Annotated in this window: 17 protein-coding genes; 11 read left to right on the top strand and 6 right to left on the bottom strand. The window is 68.8% G+C overall.

The features are described 5' to 3' along the window. The first annotated feature begins 341 nt into the window (after positions 1 to 341). A complete protein-coding gene (gene hisC / locus PRL19_RS10640; protein ID WP_273742925.1) occupies positions 342 to 1,430 on the top strand; it encodes a histidinol-phosphate transaminase in 1,089 nt (362 codons plus the stop codon). Continuing rightward, positions 1,427 to 2,353: a prephenate/arogenate dehydrogenase family protein gene (locus PRL19_RS10635; protein ID WP_045981178.1), complete on the top strand. Its 927-nt coding sequence runs from the start codon at positions 1,427 to 1,429 to the stop codon at positions 2,351 to 2,353. Before hisC ends, PRL19_RS10635 begins: the two co-directional genes overlap by 4 nt. Here PRL19_RS10635 and PRL19_RS10630 read toward each other — a convergent pair. Further along, positions 2,350 to 3,357: a DUF2125 domain-containing protein gene (locus PRL19_RS10630; RefSeq protein WP_273742924.1), complete on the bottom strand. Its 1,008-nt coding sequence runs from the start codon at positions 3,355 to 3,357 to the stop codon at positions 2,350 to 2,352. The genes PRL19_RS10635 and PRL19_RS10630 overlap by 4 nt on opposite strands. Positions 3,358 to 3,419: 62 nt before the next feature. Between PRL19_RS10630 and PRL19_RS10625 the strand changes: the two genes are divergently transcribed. From PRL19_RS10625 to PRL19_RS10615, 3 genes are all read left to right on the top strand, one after another. Continuing rightward, positions 3,420 to 3,965 (top strand): gamma-glutamylcyclotransferase, encoded by a 546-nt coding sequence (locus PRL19_RS10625; protein ID WP_217844578.1) that lies wholly within the window; start codon positions 3,420 to 3,422, stop codon positions 3,963 to 3,965. Between the two features lie 222 nt (positions 3,966 to 4,187). Beyond that, positions 4,188 to 5,336 (top strand): biopolymer transporter ExbB, encoded by a 1,149-nt coding sequence (locus PRL19_RS10620; RefSeq protein ID WP_273744498.1) that lies wholly within the window; start codon positions 4,188 to 4,190, stop codon positions 5,334 to 5,336. Between the two features lie 4 nt (positions 5,337 to 5,340). Continuing rightward, a complete protein-coding gene (locus tag PRL19_RS10615; protein WP_273742923.1) occupies positions 5,341 to 7,029 on the top strand; it encodes a peptidoglycan -binding protein in 1,689 nt (562 codons plus the stop codon). On the opposite strand, the gene PRL19_RS10610 is transcribed toward PRL19_RS10615, so the two are convergent. From PRL19_RS10610 to PRL19_RS10600, 3 genes are read right to left on the bottom strand one after another with little or no spacing between them, the layout of a single operon-like run. Then, positions 7,026 to 7,364, bottom strand: coding sequence for an SMR family transporter (locus PRL19_RS10610; RefSeq protein WP_045981174.1), 339 nt, complete (start codon positions 7,362 to 7,364; stop codon positions 7,026 to 7,028). The genes PRL19_RS10615 and PRL19_RS10610 overlap by 4 nt on opposite strands. Continuing rightward, complete coding sequence (locus tag PRL19_RS10605) at positions 7,361 to 8,365, bottom strand: YihY/virulence factor BrkB family protein (RefSeq protein WP_273742922.1); 1,005 nt, start codon at positions 8,363 to 8,365, stop codon at positions 7,361 to 7,363. Before PRL19_RS10605 ends, PRL19_RS10610 begins: the two co-directional genes overlap by 4 nt. 21 nt (positions 8,366 to 8,386) lie before the next feature. Continuing rightward, the gene (locus PRL19_RS10600) at positions 8,387 to 9,022 is read right to left on the bottom strand and encodes a hypothetical protein (protein WP_273742921.1); all 636 of its coding nucleotides are present in this window, start codon (positions 9,020 to 9,022) and stop codon (positions 8,387 to 8,389) included. Between the two features lie 144 nt (positions 9,023 to 9,166). On the opposite strand from PRL19_RS10600, the gene purB reads away from it, so the two are divergent. The 4 genes from purB (at position 9,167) to gap (ending at position 12,854) form a co-directional block, all read left to right on the top strand. Continuing rightward, positions 9,167 to 10,480: an adenylosuccinate lyase gene (gene purB / locus PRL19_RS10595; RefSeq protein WP_045981172.1), complete on the top strand. Its 1,314-nt coding sequence runs from the start codon at positions 9,167 to 9,169 to the stop codon at positions 10,478 to 10,480. Positions 10,481 to 10,553: 73 nt separating this feature from the next. Continuing rightward, positions 10,554 to 11,564: a FliG C-terminal domain-containing protein gene (locus PRL19_RS10590; RefSeq protein WP_127898176.1), complete on the top strand. Its 1,011-nt coding sequence runs from the start codon at positions 10,554 to 10,556 to the stop codon at positions 11,562 to 11,564. A 53-nt stretch (positions 11,565 to 11,617) separates the two neighbouring features. Beyond that, entirely contained in the window at positions 11,618 to 11,761 is a 144-nt protein-coding gene (locus PRL19_RS10585; RefSeq protein ID WP_045981171.1) for a hypothetical protein, read from the top strand. A 91-nt stretch (positions 11,762 to 11,852) separates the two neighbouring features. Beyond that, positions 11,853 to 12,854, top strand: coding sequence for a type I glyceraldehyde-3-phosphate dehydrogenase (gap, locus tag PRL19_RS10580; protein ID WP_273742920.1), 1,002 nt, complete (start codon positions 11,853 to 11,855; stop codon positions 12,852 to 12,854). Positions 12,855 to 12,919: 65 nt separating this feature from the next. Here the strand turns inward: gap and PRL19_RS10575 are convergent, their stop codons facing one another. Together PRL19_RS10575 and PRL19_RS10570 are read right to left on the bottom strand one after the other, a co-directional pair. Beyond that, positions 12,920 to 13,672 carry an SDR family oxidoreductase gene (locus PRL19_RS10575; protein ID WP_273742919.1) on the bottom strand — a complete coding sequence of 251 codons (753 nt, stop codon included), beginning with the start codon at positions 13,670 to 13,672 and terminating at the stop codon, positions 12,920 to 12,922. Between the two features lie 63 nt (positions 13,673 to 13,735). Further along, positions 13,736 to 14,053: an antibiotic ABC transporter gene (locus PRL19_RS10570; RefSeq protein ID WP_232303263.1), complete on the bottom strand. Its 318-nt coding sequence runs from the start codon at positions 14,051 to 14,053 to the stop codon at positions 13,736 to 13,738. Between the two features lie 157 nt (positions 14,054 to 14,210). On the opposite strand from PRL19_RS10570, the gene pyrC reads away from it, so the two are divergent. Further along, a complete protein-coding gene (gene pyrC / locus PRL19_RS10565; protein WP_139597710.1) occupies positions 14,211 to 15,254 on the top strand; it encodes a dihydroorotase in 1,044 nt (347 codons plus the stop codon). Next, positions 15,251 to 15,922, top strand: coding sequence for an orotate phosphoribosyltransferase (locus PRL19_RS10560; RefSeq protein WP_045981167.1), 672 nt, complete (start codon positions 15,251 to 15,253; stop codon positions 15,920 to 15,922). Before pyrC ends, PRL19_RS10560 begins: the two co-directional genes overlap by 4 nt. The last annotated feature ends 62 nt before the right edge of the window (positions 15,923 to 15,984 follow it).

The following is a 15,984-nucleotide window of genomic DNA, read 5'->3' as shown; positions in this document are numbered from 1 at the left end:
CATTCGTCCCCTTCGGACTGCCGTGATGGCCCGCATCCAGCACGGACCCTTTAGGCTGACCGCCCCGACCAATCCCGGTTCTGGCCGCTTGGGCGGAAACGGGGCTTGGATCGCGCATCCCAGCGGCCATCGGGTCAAGTTGGATTGCGGATCTGCGCATCATTGATCGGGAGACGGTCATCCGCTGTGGCGGCGATGGCATCGTGCTGCGCCATGTCGACGTCCCGCCGATAAACGCAGCGGATTTCGTCCTTGCCCAAGCATGCGGCACGCGACGGTTTGGGGGCTTTCCTTGGCATCGGCACGGCACTAAACGGGGCCGGACACAAGGATGGACCCCCATGACCCAGACCCCCGTGCAGCCCGGCATCATGGATATCGCGCTTTACGTCAGCGGCGAAAGCACGCTGGCGGGCCGCGACGACGTGCTGAAGCTGTCGTCGAACGAGAACCCGCTTGGTCCCAGCCCCGCGGCGCAGGACGCGTTCCGACGCGCAGCGGGCGATCTGCACCGCTATCCGGCGACCGATCACGCGGGGCTGCGCGCGGCCATCGGGCAGGTGCACGGGCTGGATCCGGACCGCATCATCTGCGGCGTGGGCTCGGACGAGGTGCTGCAGTTCGTGGTTCAGGCCTTTGCCGGTCCGGGCGACGAGGTCATCACGACCGAGCACGGCTTTTCGATGTATCCCATCCTGGCGCGCATGGTCGGCGCGATCCCGGTGACCGTGCCGGAGGACACGCGCCGGGTCGATGTGGACGCGATCCTGGCCGCGGTGACCGAGCGCACACGCGTCGTCTTCATCGCGAACCCGGCCAATCCCACCGGCACCATGCTGGGCGCGGACGAGTTGCAGCGTCTTGTCGACGGGCTGCCGCCGCAGGTGCTGTTCGTGCATGACGGGGCCTATACGGAATTCGCGGAGGGGTTCGACGGCGGCGCGTCGCTGGTCGACCGGCATCCGAACGTGATCATGACGCGGACCTTCTCCAAGGCCTACGGCCTCGGCGGGCTGCGCATCGGGTGGGGCTATGCCGCGCGCGAGGTGATCGACGTGCTGAACCGCATCCGCCAGCCCTTCAACCTGTCCAACGCCCAGATGGAGGCCGCACGTGCCGCCGTCCTGGACCGCGACTTCACCGACCGCTGCATCGCGCTGAACGCGCGGATGCGCGACCGGATGCGGCAATCGCTGATCCAGATGGGCATCGGCTGCGACGAAAGCTTTGCCAATTTCGTGCTGGCCCGCTTTGACAGCCCCCAGACCGCGACCGCGGCCGATGCGGCGCTGCGCGCCGAAGGCATCCTGGTGCGGTGCGTGGGCGGATACGGCCTGCCCGACGCGCTGCGCATCACCGTGGGCGACGAGGCGGCCGTGACGCGGGTGCTGGACTGCCTGGGCAACTTCATGCAGGGGCGCGCGCAATGACCCAGGTCTATGACAAGGTGGCGCTGATCGGGCTGGGCCTGATCGCGGGATCGATGGCGCATGCCATTCGCGACGGCGGCCTGGCGGGCCGCGTCACCGGCTATGCCCGCAGCCAGGCGACGCGCGACACCGCACGCGAGATCGGCCTGTGCGAGGTCTGCGACACTGCCGCCCTGGCGGTGGCCGGCGCCGATCTGGTGGTGCTGGCCGTCCCCGTCGGCGCCATGGCCGAGGTCATGGCCGAGATCGCGCCCCATCTGGCCCCCGGTGCCACGATCACCGATGTCGGTTCGGTCAAGCAGTCGGTCATCGACGCGGTCGCTCCCTGCCTGCCCGCAGGCGTGCATTTCATCCCCGGCCACCCGCTGGCCGGCACCGAACATTCAGGGCCCCGCGCGGGCTTTGCCAGCCTGTTCCGCAACCGCTGGTGGCTGTTGACGCCGCTGCCCGACACCGACCCGGAGGCGCTTGCGCGGCTGGACCGACTGATCACCGCGATGGGCGCCAAGACCGACCGGATGGACGCCCCCCATCACGACCTGGTCCTGGCCGTGACCAGCCATGCGCCGCACCTGATCGCCTATACGATGGTGGGGGTGGCCGACCACCTGCGCCGCGTATCCGGCGAGGAGGTGATCCAGTATTCCGCCGCCGGTTTCCGCGACTTCACCCGGATCGCGGCCAGCGACCCGACGATGTGGCGCGACGTGTTCCTGCACAACAAGGAGGCGACGCTGGATATCCTGGGCCGCTTCACCGAGGAGCTGTTCGTCCTGCAGCGCGCGATCCGCATGGGCGACGGCCAGCAGCTGCACGACTACTTCACCCGCACGCGGGCGATCCGCCGCGGCATCATCGAGGCCGGACAGGACACCGAGGCGCCCGATTTCGGCCGCACCCCCGGCGCCCGACCCGCGGGCTAGATCGCCGGGGCGGGGCCGATCGGCACACCGCCCAGGATCAGCTGGCCATCGCGCATGATGACGGCCACGCGCAGCTCGCCCTCGGCCGCTGCGGGAAAGTCGGGGCCGGGCAGCGTGTCGTCCAGTTCCGCCCGCGACAGCTGCGACAGTCCTGCCCGCAGCAGCATCGCGGCCTGCGCCGGGATCAGCCCCAGCCCGGTTGCCATCCCGATCATCGCATCCGCGTCTGCGGAATACAGCGCCACCTGCCCTTCGGCCAGGCCCTGGTCGTCGCGCGACAGGCGACCCACGATGCGCAGGCCGATCGTGTCGGCGCGCAGGTCCAGACCGGCGGTCTGCCAGCCGACGATCTGCGGCGCGGCGTCGCCGCTGACCGTGGGCGTGCCGTCCAGCCAGATCCGCAGCGGCCCCGAGACCGACAGCGGTCCGGGGATCGGACCGGGGTCCAGCCCCAGCTGCGCCAGTCCACCGACCTGCAGGCCGGTCAGTCCCAGATCAAGCTCATAGGCGGCGCGCGCGGGGCGCGGCGCATCCGATCCCAGCCCCGCCAGCCGCGCCTGCAGCGATAGGCCCTGCGCCAGGGGCTGGCCGTCCAGCGTCAGGTCGCGGGCCTGCACGTCCAACCGGTTGGGTGCCATGCCGTTCAGGGGCGACAGGGCCATGCTGGCCACGGGCGCAGACAGGCCCAGCTGCATCACCTGCCCGCCTTGGGTCACCGCCGCACCGTCGGGCAGGTCCAGCCGCGCGGTCAGCGGCGACGCAGGCGACAGGAACAGGCGCGCCCAGGGCAGGCTGATGGAAAGCGCCGGGTCCGACCAGGACGGTTCGGACAGCGCGACGCCGATCCGGCGCGGATCGCGCAGGGGCGAAACCGATGCGGCCTGCAGCGCCGGGTCCTGCGCGATCAGTGCGGCCACGCGGTTGCTGGCCAGCGTCTCGGCTCCCAGCCAGCCGCCCGCCAGCAGCGCCAGCACCAGTCCCGTCCCGATCACCATCCCGCGCATGCCCGCCCTGCCCTTTTTTCCCGCCCCGTCCTGCCCTACCTTGTGCCCCGAAAGGACGGACAATGGAACGCATCGATTGGGTCTTCGGCTATGGCTCGCTGATCTGGAACCCCGGTTTCGATCCGGCCGAGACCGTGCATGCGCGCCTGGCCGGATATGCCCGCAGCTTCTGCCTGCGGTCGATCCAGCATCGCGGGACCGAGGCCGTGCCCGGCCTGGTGCTGGGCCTTGATCCGCAGGACGGCGCCAGCTGCCAGGGCGTGGCCCTGCGCATCCGCCCCCGCGATCACGACCGCGTCCTGGCCGACCTGCGGGCGCGCGAACTGGTGACCGACGCCTATCGCGAGGCGATCCTGCCTGTCGATCTGCAGGACGGTCGGCGGGTACAGGCGCTGGCCTATGTGATGCGGCGCGACCACTGGCAATATGCCGGCGGCCTGCCCGCCGACGAACAGGCCCGCATCATCGCGCAGGCGCATGGCGGGCGCGGCCCGAATGCCGAATACCTGTTCAACACCGCCGCCCATCTGGCGCAGATCGGCATGCCCGACGACCATCTGGACGCGCTGTCCGATGCCGTCCGGGCGCTGTTGCCGCCGCCCGGCTGACCCGCGCCGTCGGAATGCTTGGCAAGTGAGGCGCCCCGTCCTACAGTCGAGCAAAAGCATCGATGGGACGGGGATTTACCGGTGAGCGATCCGACACATGGCGACCCCAGGGCGCCCACGCGGCTGACCCTGACGAACCGGCGTATCTCGGCCACGCGGGACAAGGCCCTGATCGGGGCGGCGGGCGCGCCGCGCTTTTCCCAACCGGTGCGGCAGATTCTGATGATGCTGATCGTGCTGGGGCTGGTCCTGGCGGGGGGCTGGTTCGCTTATGGGCGGATCCTGTCCATCTTCGACGCGAACCGCTGGCTGAACGGACTGATCCTGACGGTCTTTGCCCTGGGCGTGCTGGCCTGCTTCTGGCAGGTGGGGCAGCTGACCCGGTCGGTCAGCTGGATCGAACGGTTCGCTGCCCGGCGCCGCGACACCGACCGCAACGGCACCACCCAGGACGAGGCTCCCCGCCTGCTGGCCCCCCTGGCGGCCCTGCTGGGATCGCGCGGGCCCGGAGGAGAGGCGATCAGCGCCAGCGCCGCAAGCTCGATCCTGGATTCGGTCGCGACGCGCATCGACGAGGCGCGCGACATCACCCGTTATCTGGCAAATCTGCTGATCTTTCTGGGGCTTCTGGGCACATTCTACGGTCTTGCGACAACCATCCCGGCGGTCGTGGCGACCATCCGGGCACTGTCTCCTGAAAACGGACAGTCGGGGCTGGACCTGTTCCAGAACCTGATGACGGGCCTTGAATCGCAGCTGGGCGGGATGGCCACGGCATTCTCCTCGTCGTTGCTGGGTCTGGCGGGGTCGCTGGTGGTGGGCCTTCTGGAGCTGTTCGTGACGCACGGCCAGAACCGGTTCTATCGCGAGCTGGAGGAGTGGATGTCGGGCTTTACCCGCATCAGCATCGCCTCGGGTGACGGGGACGGTGTCGATCAGGCCGCGCTGGCCGGGTTCCTGGACCAGATGGCGGGGCAGATGGACCGCCTGCAGGCCTATCACGCCGAACGCGACGCCATGCGGGACGAGGCCGCGCTGATGGCCGACGAACGCGTCGTGGTCATGGCACAGGCGATCGACGCGCTGGTCCAGCAGGCGCAGGCCGAGCGCGACGGGCCCGATGGCCAGTCCGAACGCCTGACCCAGGCCCTCACGCGGCTGGCCGATCACCAGCCGCCCGCCCCCGACCTGACACGGCTGGAGGCCGCGCTGGACCGCCTGACCACCGAACTGACCAATGGCCGGAACGAGGCGGTGGCCGATCTGCGCGCCGACATCCTGGTGCTGACCCGCGCGGTCCGCGCCGCGCGCTTTGGCGATCCGTTCCGCGACGACCTGCTGGGCCGCGACCCCGCCCGCGGCGAGGGCTAGACCGATGCGCCTGTCCCGCGGATCCTCGGCGCAGCGTTTCTCGTCCACGATCTGGCCGGGCTTCGTCGACGCGATGACGGCGCTGCTTCTGGTGCTGATGTTCGTGCTGACGATATTTACCGTGGTCCAGGGGGTGCTGCGCGAACAGATCACCACCCAGGACGACACGATCAGCACCCAGGACGAGACGATCACCGACCAGGGTCAGGTCATCTCGCGCCAGGAACGCCAGCTGAACGAACTGGGCGCGCAGGTCGCGTCCCTGGGCCAGGCGCTGAACGCCTCTCAGGATCGCGAGGCCGACCTGACCCGGTCGCTGGAGACCGAGGCCGAGCGTGCCGCCCGCGCCGAGGCGGAGGCCCGCGACCGTGCCGCCCGCATCGCCCGCCTGTCCAGCCAGCTGGCCACCGGAGAGACCCAGCTGGCCGACGCGCGCACCCGCTTGACCGACTTCGAGGCCGAGGTCGCTACCCTGCTGGCCGAACGCGCACAGGGTCAGGCGCGGCTCGAGACGTTGGAGACGCAGCTGGATCAGGCAGAGGACCGCGCATCGGCCGCGGAACTGGCCGTCGCGGCCGCCCGGTCCGAGACCGACGCGCAGGCCGAGGCCGCGCGCCTTGCTGCCGCCCGCCGCGATGCGCTGGAGGCGCTGGCCGCGGACCTGCGCGCACAGGTCGGCCAGCAGCAGGCGCAGCTGGACCGGACCCAAGCCAGCCTGACCGAGGCCGAACAGACCCGGCTGGCCGAGGCCGAGGCCGCAGCCCTGCTGCGCGAGCGGCTGGAGGGGGCGGATGCCGAACTGACGGCCATGACCCTGGCCCTTGAGGAGCGTCGCCGCGAGGCGGAGGAGACGCTGACCCTGTTGGCCGCCGCGAATGCCGCCCGCGACGCGGCGGAGACGCAGGCCCAGGCCCAGTTGACCGAGGCCGAGCGTCAGGCCGCCCTGCTGGCCACCGCGCGGGCGGAGCTGGCCGATCAGGAGGACCTTTCGCAGGACAGCCAGCGCCGGGTGGCGGCGCTGAACGAACAGGTGGCGCAGCTGCGCTCTCAGCTGGGGTCGTTGCAGGCGCTGCTGGATGCGGCGGGCCAAGAGCAGGCCGACGCAGAGCTCCGCGTGTCCGACCTGGGCCAACAGTTGAACGCCGCCCTTGTCCGCGCCGCCGAGGAAACTCGCGCCCGCCTGGCGCTGGAGGAGGAGGCCCGCCTTGCGGCCGAGGCGGAGGCCCAGGACCTGGCCCGCTATCGGTCCGAATTCTTCGGCCGGCTGTCGCAGATCCTGTCGGGGCGCGAGGGCGTGCAGGTCGTGGGCGACCGCTTCGTGTTCCAGTCCGAAGTGCTGTTCGCACCCGGAGAGGCCACCCTGTCCCAGGCCGGCCGCGAACAGGTCGCCGGGCTTGCCACCCTGCTGCGCGACATCGCCGACGAGATCCCGCCCGAAATCGACTGGATCATCCGCGTCGACGGGCATACCGACAACCTGCCCCTGTCGGGGACCGGCCGCTATGCCGACAACTGGGAACTGAGTCAGGCCCGCGCCTTGGCCGTGGTACGCTATCTGTCCGACGATCTGGACTTTCCGGCCGAGCGCCTGGCGCCCACGGGCTTTGCCGACACCCGCCCCATCGCGACCCAGGACACGCCCGAAGCCCGCGCCCTGAACCGCCGGATCGAACTGAAGCTGACCGAGCGTTAGTGCCCGACGGTACGGGAGAACACGTTGATGACGACGACCCCGGCAACGATCAGGCACAGCCCGATCACCGCCGGCAGGTCAAGCCGCTGACCGAACACAACCAGCCCGATCATCGCAACCAGGGCCACGCCGAACGCGCTCCAGATCGCATAGGCCACGCCCAGGGGCAGCACCTTGAGGCTGACCGACAGCAGGTAGAAGCTGGCCAGATAGCAGACGGCCATCCCCACCGTGGGCGCCAAGCGCGTGAACTGTTCCGAGCGCTGCAACAGCGTCGTGCCCAGAACCTCCAGCGCGATGGCGAACCCCAGGGGGATGTAAGGGGACAGGGTCATCGGGCCTCGCGCTTCAGGGGACGGTCGTCGGGCAAGCCTGCCATATGTTTCAGGTGGCGTTCCAGTTCGGAATTGATCTCGGCCCCGACCAGCACGATCGTCGCGTTCAGCCACAGCCAGGTCATCAGTGCGACCACCGCACCCAGCGATCCGTAGGTCTCGTTGTAATTGCCGAAATTCACCGCGTACCAGGAAAACAGCATCGAGGTCGCGACAAGCGCCAGCCCGGCGAAGACCGCGCCTGGAGAGATCCAGCGCCAGCGCGACTTGGGCGCCGCGGGCCCCCAGCGATAGACCGCCGCCAACGCCGCGATCAGCAGGCCCAGCATCAGCGGCCAGCGGATCACGGCCAGGATCGTCTCGGCCCCCCAGCCGATGGGCAACAGCCGCAGCAGCATGGGCACGACCGCGATCACCGCCAGCATCAGCGCGATCATCGCCAACCCGCCGATGGTAAAGCACATCGCCACCAGGTTCAGCCGCACGATGCCGCGCGTCTCGCGCTGAAAGAATGCGACGTTCAGCGCCGACAGCAGCGCCTTCATCCCGCCATTCGCCGAATAGAACGCGACAAGCAGCGCGACGACCCCCGCCAGGGACAGCGCGCCCGTCGAAGCCGAGGCAATGGACACGACCTGCGCGCGGATGATCTCCAGCGAGCTTTCGGGCAGCAGCGGTTCGATCAGTTCCAGATGGCTCTGGATGGTCGAGGGGTCCGCCCACAGCCCGTACAGCGACACGAAGGCGGTGATAGCCGGGAACAGCGACAGCAGGCCGAAGAAGGTGACGCCCCCGGCCACCGACGTGACGCGATCGTCGCCGATCTGGCGAAACGTCGATTTCGCGACCGCCAACAGGTCGGCCCGCGTCATGTCGCGAAGCCCCGGCATCCGCTTGGCGGGCACCGGGGCGGGGTCAGCGGCCATCAGGCCGAAACGCCGTTTCGTGTCGTCATCCAGCGGGCCGAACAGGGCGTCGCGAATGCCGGTCCCTTGGGTCATGCGTCGTCCCTGATGGGCGGATCAGATCCGGGTGTCGTCGGATTGCGGGCGCGGGGCACGCTGCTGGACGGGGCCCGGATTGGGACCGGGCGCACCATTCAGGATGGCACGCAGCTGATCGGCCGCAGCCACGAAATCGCCCACGATGGTCGTCGCCTGGCTGGAGACGCCGCGGAACGACTGGAACGCCCCTGCCAGCGACTGTGCGACGCCGTTCAGACCGTCCGACAGGTCGGTCGCAGTGCGCGTAAGGTCCTTGGCGAAATTGCCGCTGCGGCCGCGCGACGCCTTGGCGCGCAGACGGGCGGCATGGGCGTTGTCCTCGCGGGCCTGGGCACGGACGCGGCGGCGCATCGCCTCGCGCTCGTCCTCTTCCAGATGGGCGAACTGGGGGGCGGCTGCCGGGCGATAGGCCGGGCGGGGCGCATCGTCCGTTCCGGCCAGCTTGCGCGCGGCGATGGCCGCAGCGGCCGTCACCCCGGCCATGCCCAGCGCGACGCCGGCCCAGACCACGGCCTTGGCGACGGTCGAGGTGTCGTCCGTGCGGCGCGGCTGCGGGCCACGATGGCCGGCAGGCACGGGGCGCGGACCAAAGCGGGTCTGGCTGGTGCGGTCGGCCTCGGTCAGGGGCGGGCGGGGGGTCTGGGGGCGGCGCATGGCAATCTCCGGTCGGTTGTCGCGTCTGTTGCCACCGAACCCCCCTTGCGCGGGGAATGTTCCCGCAAAGCCAGCCGGGGCGCATGAAAACTTGCCCCCGCCCCCCTGCCCCGCTATGCCCCGACCCAGCAAAAGGAGCCCGCCATGATCCCGCGTTACAGCCGCCCCGAAATGGTCGCCATCTGGTCCCCCGAGACCAAGTTCCGCATCTGGTACGAGATCGAGGCCCATGCCTGCGACGCGCAGGCCGATCTGGGCGTGATCCCGCGCGAGAATGCCGAGGCCGTCTGGAAGGCCCGCGACGTCCAGTTCGACGTGGCCCGCATCGACGAGATCGAGGCCGTCACCAAGCATGACGTCATCGCCTTCCTGACGCATCTGGCCGAGCATGTGGGCGCCGACCAGGCGCGTTTCGTCCACCAAGGCATGACAAGCAGCGACGTGCTGGACACCACGCTGAACGTGCAGCTGGTCCGTGCCAGCGACCTGCTGCTGGCGGGCATGGACCGGGTTTTGGCCGCGCTGAAGACCCGCGCGCATGAACACAAGGACACCGTCCGCATCGGCCGCAGCCACGGCATCCACGCCGAACCGACCACCATGGGCCTGACCTTCGCGCGCTTCTATGCCGAGATGGCCCGCGGCCGCGCGCGCCTGCAGGCCGCGCGCGAGGAGATCGCCACCGGCGCGATCAGCGGCGCGGTCGGCACCTTTGCCAATATCGACCCGGCGGTCGAGGAGCATGTCTGTGCGAAGCTGGGCCTGCGCCCCGAACCGATTAGCACCCAGGTCATCCCGCGCGACCGTCATGCGATGTTCTTTGCCACCCTGGGCGTGATCGCCTCCAGCATCGAGAACATCGCCATCGAGATCCGCCACATGCAGCGCACCGAGGTTCTGGAGGCCGAGGAGTTCTTCAGCCCCGGCCAGAAGGGCTCGTCCGCGATGCCCCACAAGCGCAACCCCGTCCTGACCGAGAACCTGACCGGTCTGGCGCGGCTGGTGCGCATGTCGGTCATCCCCGCGATGGAGAACGTCGCGCTGTGGCACGAGCGCGACATCAGCCATTCCTCGGTCGAGCGTGCGATCGGGCCGGACACGACCATCACGCTGGATTTCGCGCTGCACCGCCTGGCGGGCGTGGTCGAGAAGCTGGTGATCTATCCCGAGAACATGCTGCGCAACATGAACCAGTTCAAGGGTCTGGTCATGTCCCAACGGGTGCTGCTGGCCCTGACGCAGGCCGGCGTGTCGCGCGAGGACAGCTATCGCCTGGTTCAGCGCAACGCCATGAAGGTCTGGGAAAAGGGCGCCGATTTCCGCACCGAACTGCTGGCCGATGCCGAGGTGACCGCCGCCCTCACCCCGGACGAGATCAACGAGAAGTTCGATCTGGGCTATCACACCAAGCATGTCGACACGATCTTTGCCCGCGTCTTCGGCGCCGACCCGCTGTAATTTCGGGTCGCCGTCAACCTTGCGTTAAGGCTGTCGTGGCAATCTGCCGTCGGATGCGATGACGGAGGCGGCGATGACGGGCCAGACAGGGCTGAACCAGCGGCAGAAGGCGGCGGTGATCGTGCGCCTTCTGCTGGACGATGACGAGGTCGCGGGACTGGACCGCCTGAATCCCAATGCCCAGACCCTGCTGGCGCAGGAGATGGCGGGGATGGAGCTGATCGACCGCAACACCCGCGACGCCGTCATCACCGAATTCTGCGACCGGCTGGAATCGGTCGGCGTCACCTTTCCGGGCGATCTGGACGGCACGCTTGCCATGCTGGGCGCACGGTTGTCGGACGACAGTTCTGACGCCCTGCGGCGCACCGCGGCGATTACCGGGCAGTCCGACCCCTGGGTACGCCTGTGCAACCTCCCCAAGGAATCCCTGATCGCGCTGGCGAATGCCGAATCCGTCGAACTGGTGGCGCTGATGCTGTCCAAGCTGCCGGTCGAGGCGGCATCGGCCACCTTCATCGCCCTGCCCCGCGACCGGGCTCGCGTGGTGGCGCAGGCGATGTCGATGACCTCGGGCGTGACGCCCGCGGCGCTGCGCCGGGTCGGGCTGGTGCTGCTGCAGGCGGCCGAGGCGCTGCCCAAGCCCGCCATCGCCACGCCGGCCTGCGACCGCATGGGCGCGATCCTGAACTTTGCCACTGCCGATCTGCGCGATGACGTGCTGGGCGCGCTGGACGAACGCGACATGGAATTCGCGGATGGCGTTCGCAAGGCGATCTTCATCTTTGCCCATATCCCCACCCGGATCGAACCTCGCGAGGTGCCCAAGATCGTCCGCGAACTGGATCAGACCACGCTGGTCCGCGCCCTGGCCGCGCCGGCCGAGGCCGATGCGGCTGCCGCGGAATTCATCCTGTCGAACCTGTCGCAGCGCATGTCCGACGGCCTGCGAGAAGAGCGGGAGGCCTTGGGCAAGCCCCGCCCCAAGGATGTCGAGGAGGCAATGACCGAGGTCATCAGCGCGATCCGCCGCCTGCAGGAGGCGGGTCAGCTGACCCTGAAGATGCCGCAGGACGACGAATAGGGTCTTGGCGCGGGCAGGTCCCCGCGCGATAACCCCGGCGACCGGAGGCGCAGATGACCAACCAGATCGCGATTGCCCTGCTGCTGCTGATCGCCGCGGCCTTTGCCGTGGACCATGTGTGGCTGGACGGACACCTGCCGCTGATGGCCGCGCGGGCGATGGATCGGTTGATAGAGTATCTCAGCTTCTGGCGCTGACGGGCGGGGCTGCTGCCCGTTTCGGCATTTGCATCGCCCCTGCCGCCACGCTACACCACGGGCAACCATCACCTGCTCGAGAGGGATACCCATGGCAGTCAAGGTCGCCATCAACGGCTTCGGCCGGATCGGTCGCAACGTCCTGCGCGCAATCATCGAATCGGGCCGCACCGATATCGAGGTCGTCGCCATCAACGATCTTGGCCCGGTCGAGACCAACGCCCACCTGCTGCGCTATGACAGCGTTCACGGACGCTTTCCGGCACAGGTCACGGTGTCGGGCGACAGCATCGACGTGGGCCGCGGCCCGATCAAGGTCACCGCGATCCGCAACCCGGCCGAACTGCCCTGGAGCGATGTCGACGTGATCATGGAATGCACGGGCCTGTTCACCTCCAAGGAGAAGGTACAGGCGCATCTGTCCACCGGTGCCAAGCGCGTCCTGATCTCGGCCCCGGGCGAGAACGCGGACAAGACCATCGTCTATGGCGTGAACCACGACACGCTGACCAAGGACGACCTGGTCGTCTCGAACGCCAGCTGCACGACGAACTGCCTGTCGCCGGTGGCGAAGGTCCTGAACGACACGATCGGCATCGACCGCGGGTTCATGACCACGATCCACAGCTATACCGGCGATCAGCCGACGCTGGACACGATGCACAAGGACCTGTACCGCGCCCGCGCCGCGGCGCTGTCGATGATCCCGACCTCGACCGGGGCCGCCAAGGCCGTGGGCCTGGTCCTGCCGGAACTGAAGGGCAAGTTGGACGGCGTGGCCATCCGCGTGCCGACGCCCAACGTCTCGGTCGTGGACCTGGTGTTCGAGGCCAGCCGCGACACCTCGGTCGCCGAGATCAACGGCGCCATCAAGGCGGCCGCCGACGGCCCGCTGAAGGGCGTCCTGGGCTATACCGAGGAATCGCTGGTGTCGTCCGACTTCAACCACGACCCGCATTCGTCGATCTTCCACATGGACCAGACCAAGGTCATGGAGGGCCGCATGGTCCGCATCCTGACCTGGTACGACAACGAATGGGGCTTCTCGAACCGCATGTCGGACACGGCCGTGGCGATGGGCAAGCTGATCTGACACCCCCGCCGTGCCAAAGGAAAGGGCCCCGTTGCGGGGCCCTTTTTCATGGCAAGACGTCACATTCAGTCGGCATAGATCATCCGCACCGTCATGCCGCCATCGACGACAAAGCGTTGGCCCGTCACGAACCCGGCCTCGTCCGAGGCCAGCCACGCGACCAGCCCGGCGATATCTTCGACCCGGCCGACGCGGCCCACGGGATGCTGATTGCGGTCGGCGTCGGAATGGTCCGCATCGCTGCGGTTCGCGGCCTTCTGCCACGGCCCTGTGTCGATCCAGCCGGGCAGGATGCAGTTCGCGCGCACCTTGGGCCCTAAGCTGACCGCCAGCGCATGGGTCATCGCGACCAGTGCGCCCTTGGCCGCGGCATAGGCCTCTGTGTCGGGTTCCGATTGCAGCGCACGGGTCGATGCCATCGTGACGATGCTGCCCCGCGCCTGACGCAGCAGGGGCACCGTCGCGCGGATCACCAGAAAGGCCCCGGTCACGTGGCTGTCCTGCCACCGCTGCCAGTCCTCAAGGCTCAGATCCTCGATGGGGCCGCTGACCGGGTCGGCGATACCCGCATTCGACACCACAAGGTTCAGCCCTGCCCCCGTCAGCCAGCCATGCAGGGCCAGCATTCCCTGCGCCACCTGCCGTTCGTCGCCGACATCGATGGGCAGGGCCAACAGGCCGGGATCGGCCGCGCCGATCTCGTCCAGCGCCTCTGCATCTAGATCAAAGACCGCGACGCGCCAGCCGTCGGACCGCAGGCGGGTGACGATGCCCCTGCCGATGCCCTGTGCGCCGCCGGTGATCAGTGCCGTCTTCATCCGCCCGCTCCATCCCGATGTTGCGTCATGGACCAACGGGGCGGATGCACGGCTTGTTCCGCCTCAGCCGGCCTTGACCGCGGATAGGCGCCGGGAATTCGCGCGGGTCCGACGGGCATAGGGACGCATGCCGGCCGACAGCATGCGTTCGGCGCTGTGCCCACGCATCCCGGCGCTGGCCATCGCGAACAGCGATTCCGATACCGCAGCCTGCTTTTCGGCGACCATGCGGAACGGCTCTCCGGGGGCCTGGACCATCAGGCCCATCATCCCCGCCATGCGCAGCCCGATCACCATGTTCGATTCGATCGCGATCCGCGCGAACTGGGACGCAAGCCGGGCCTGGGCTGCGGGAAGAATCATCGGCATCATCGGGTTCATCGGCGAGGGTCCTTTCGGCTGCCATCACAGGAACTGCCCGGCAAAGCCACATTGCGCCCCATGGCGCAGACACTCAACCGCGACTTTCGGACAGGGTTCCCGAAATCTGAACGCGGCTGCTTGGCAAGACGGTGCTGCCGTGGTTAGAGGCAGCCTCATGACACAGACGCTGACCCTTCGCCGCCCGGACGACTGGCACCTGCATCTGCGCGACGGCGCGATGCTGGCCGCGGTCGCGCCGCATTCCGCGCAATTCGGCCGCGCGATCATCATGCCCAATCTGGTGCCGCCGGTCACGACCGGCGCCCAGGCTGCCGCCTATCGCGACCGCATCCGCGCCGCCCTGCCCCAGGGTGCCGCGCTGGACCCGCAGATGGTGCTGTACCTGACCGACACGACGGATGCGGCCGATGTCGTGGGCGCGTTCCGTGACGGGATCATCCGCGCGGTCAAGCTGTATCCGGCGGGCGCCACCACGAACAGCGCATCGGGCGTGACCGATTTCGACCGCGTCCAGCCCGTGCTGGAGGCGATGGCCGAGGCCGGCGTGACGCTGTGCGTGCACGGAGAGGTCACCGACCCGTCCGTCGATATCTTCGACCGCGAGGCCGTGTTCATCGACACGGTCCTGGACCCGCTGCGCCGCCGTACGCCGGGGTTGCGCGTTGTGATGGAGCATATCACGACCTCGCAGGGCGTCGATTACGCCCGCGCGGGCGGCGACGACCTGGGCGCGACGATCACGACGCATCATCTGGTCATCAACCGCAATGCCATCCTGGCGGGGGGCATCCGGCCGCATTACTACTGCCTGCCGGTCGCAAAGCGCGAATCCCACCGCCTGGCGCTGCGCGAGGCCGCGACCAGCGGAGATGCGCGGTTCTTCCTGGGCACCGACAGCGCGCCGCACACAGACGCGGCGAAGCTGCAGCCCTGCGGCTGCGCGGGCTGCTTCACGGCGCCGAACACCATGTCGATCCTGGCGCAGGTGTTCCAGGACGACGGTGCGCTGGACCGGCTGGAGGCCTTCACCAGCCTGAACGGCGCAGCCTTCTATCGCATGGCGCCGAACGAGGACCGCATCACCCTGACGCGCCGCGACACGGCCGTCGACTATCCGGCGCAGATCACCGCGGGCGACGAGACCGTCACCGTCTTCGACCCCGGTTTCCCGCTGTTCTGGCATCTGGAGGACCAATGAGCCTGACCTTTCCCGCGCGCGACGAGATCGCCCGCCTGACCGCCCGGATGCTGCTGGAAATCAAGGCCGTCGATTTCAACGCGGCCCAGCCCTTTACCTATGCGTCCGGTCTCAAGGGGCCGACCTATGTTGATTGCCGCCGCATCATCAGCTTTCCGCGCGTCCGCGCCACGCTGATGGATTTCATGGCAGCGACCGTCATGCGCGACGCGGGCTTCGAGGCCTTCGACAACGTCGCGGGCGGTGAGACCGCGGGCATCCCCTTCGGCGCGCTGGTCGCCGAACGCTTGGGCCTGCCCATGACCTATGTGCGCAAGAAGCCCAAGGGTTACGGCCGCAACGCCCGGATCGAGGGCGTGATGACCGAGGGCCAGCGGGTCCTCCTGGTCGAGGATCTGACCACCGATGGCGGCAGCAAGCTGTCCTTTGTCGACGCAATCCGCGAGACGGGCGCGACCTGCGCGCATACGGCGGTGATCTTCTACTATGGCATCTTCCCGGAGACCACGCAGCGGCTGGCCGATCACGGCGTGGCGCTGCATCACCTGTGCACCTGGTGGGACGTCCTGGCCGAGGCCCGCGCCCAGGGGGCCTTCGACGACGCGACCCTGACCGAGGTCGAGGCCTTCCTGACCGACCCCCGCGCATGGCAGGCGGCAAACGGCTGATCCGGGGTTATCCCCAACAAACTGCGGCCGGCCCCATGACGCGGCCGGCCGCTTCGGTTTAA

The sequence above is a fragment of the Paracoccus marcusii genome, assembly GCF_028621715.1.
Lineage (GTDB): Bacteria > Pseudomonadota > Alphaproteobacteria > Rhodobacterales > Rhodobacteraceae > Paracoccus > Paracoccus marcusii.
This window is presented reverse-complemented; position numbering and strand designations above follow the sequence as displayed.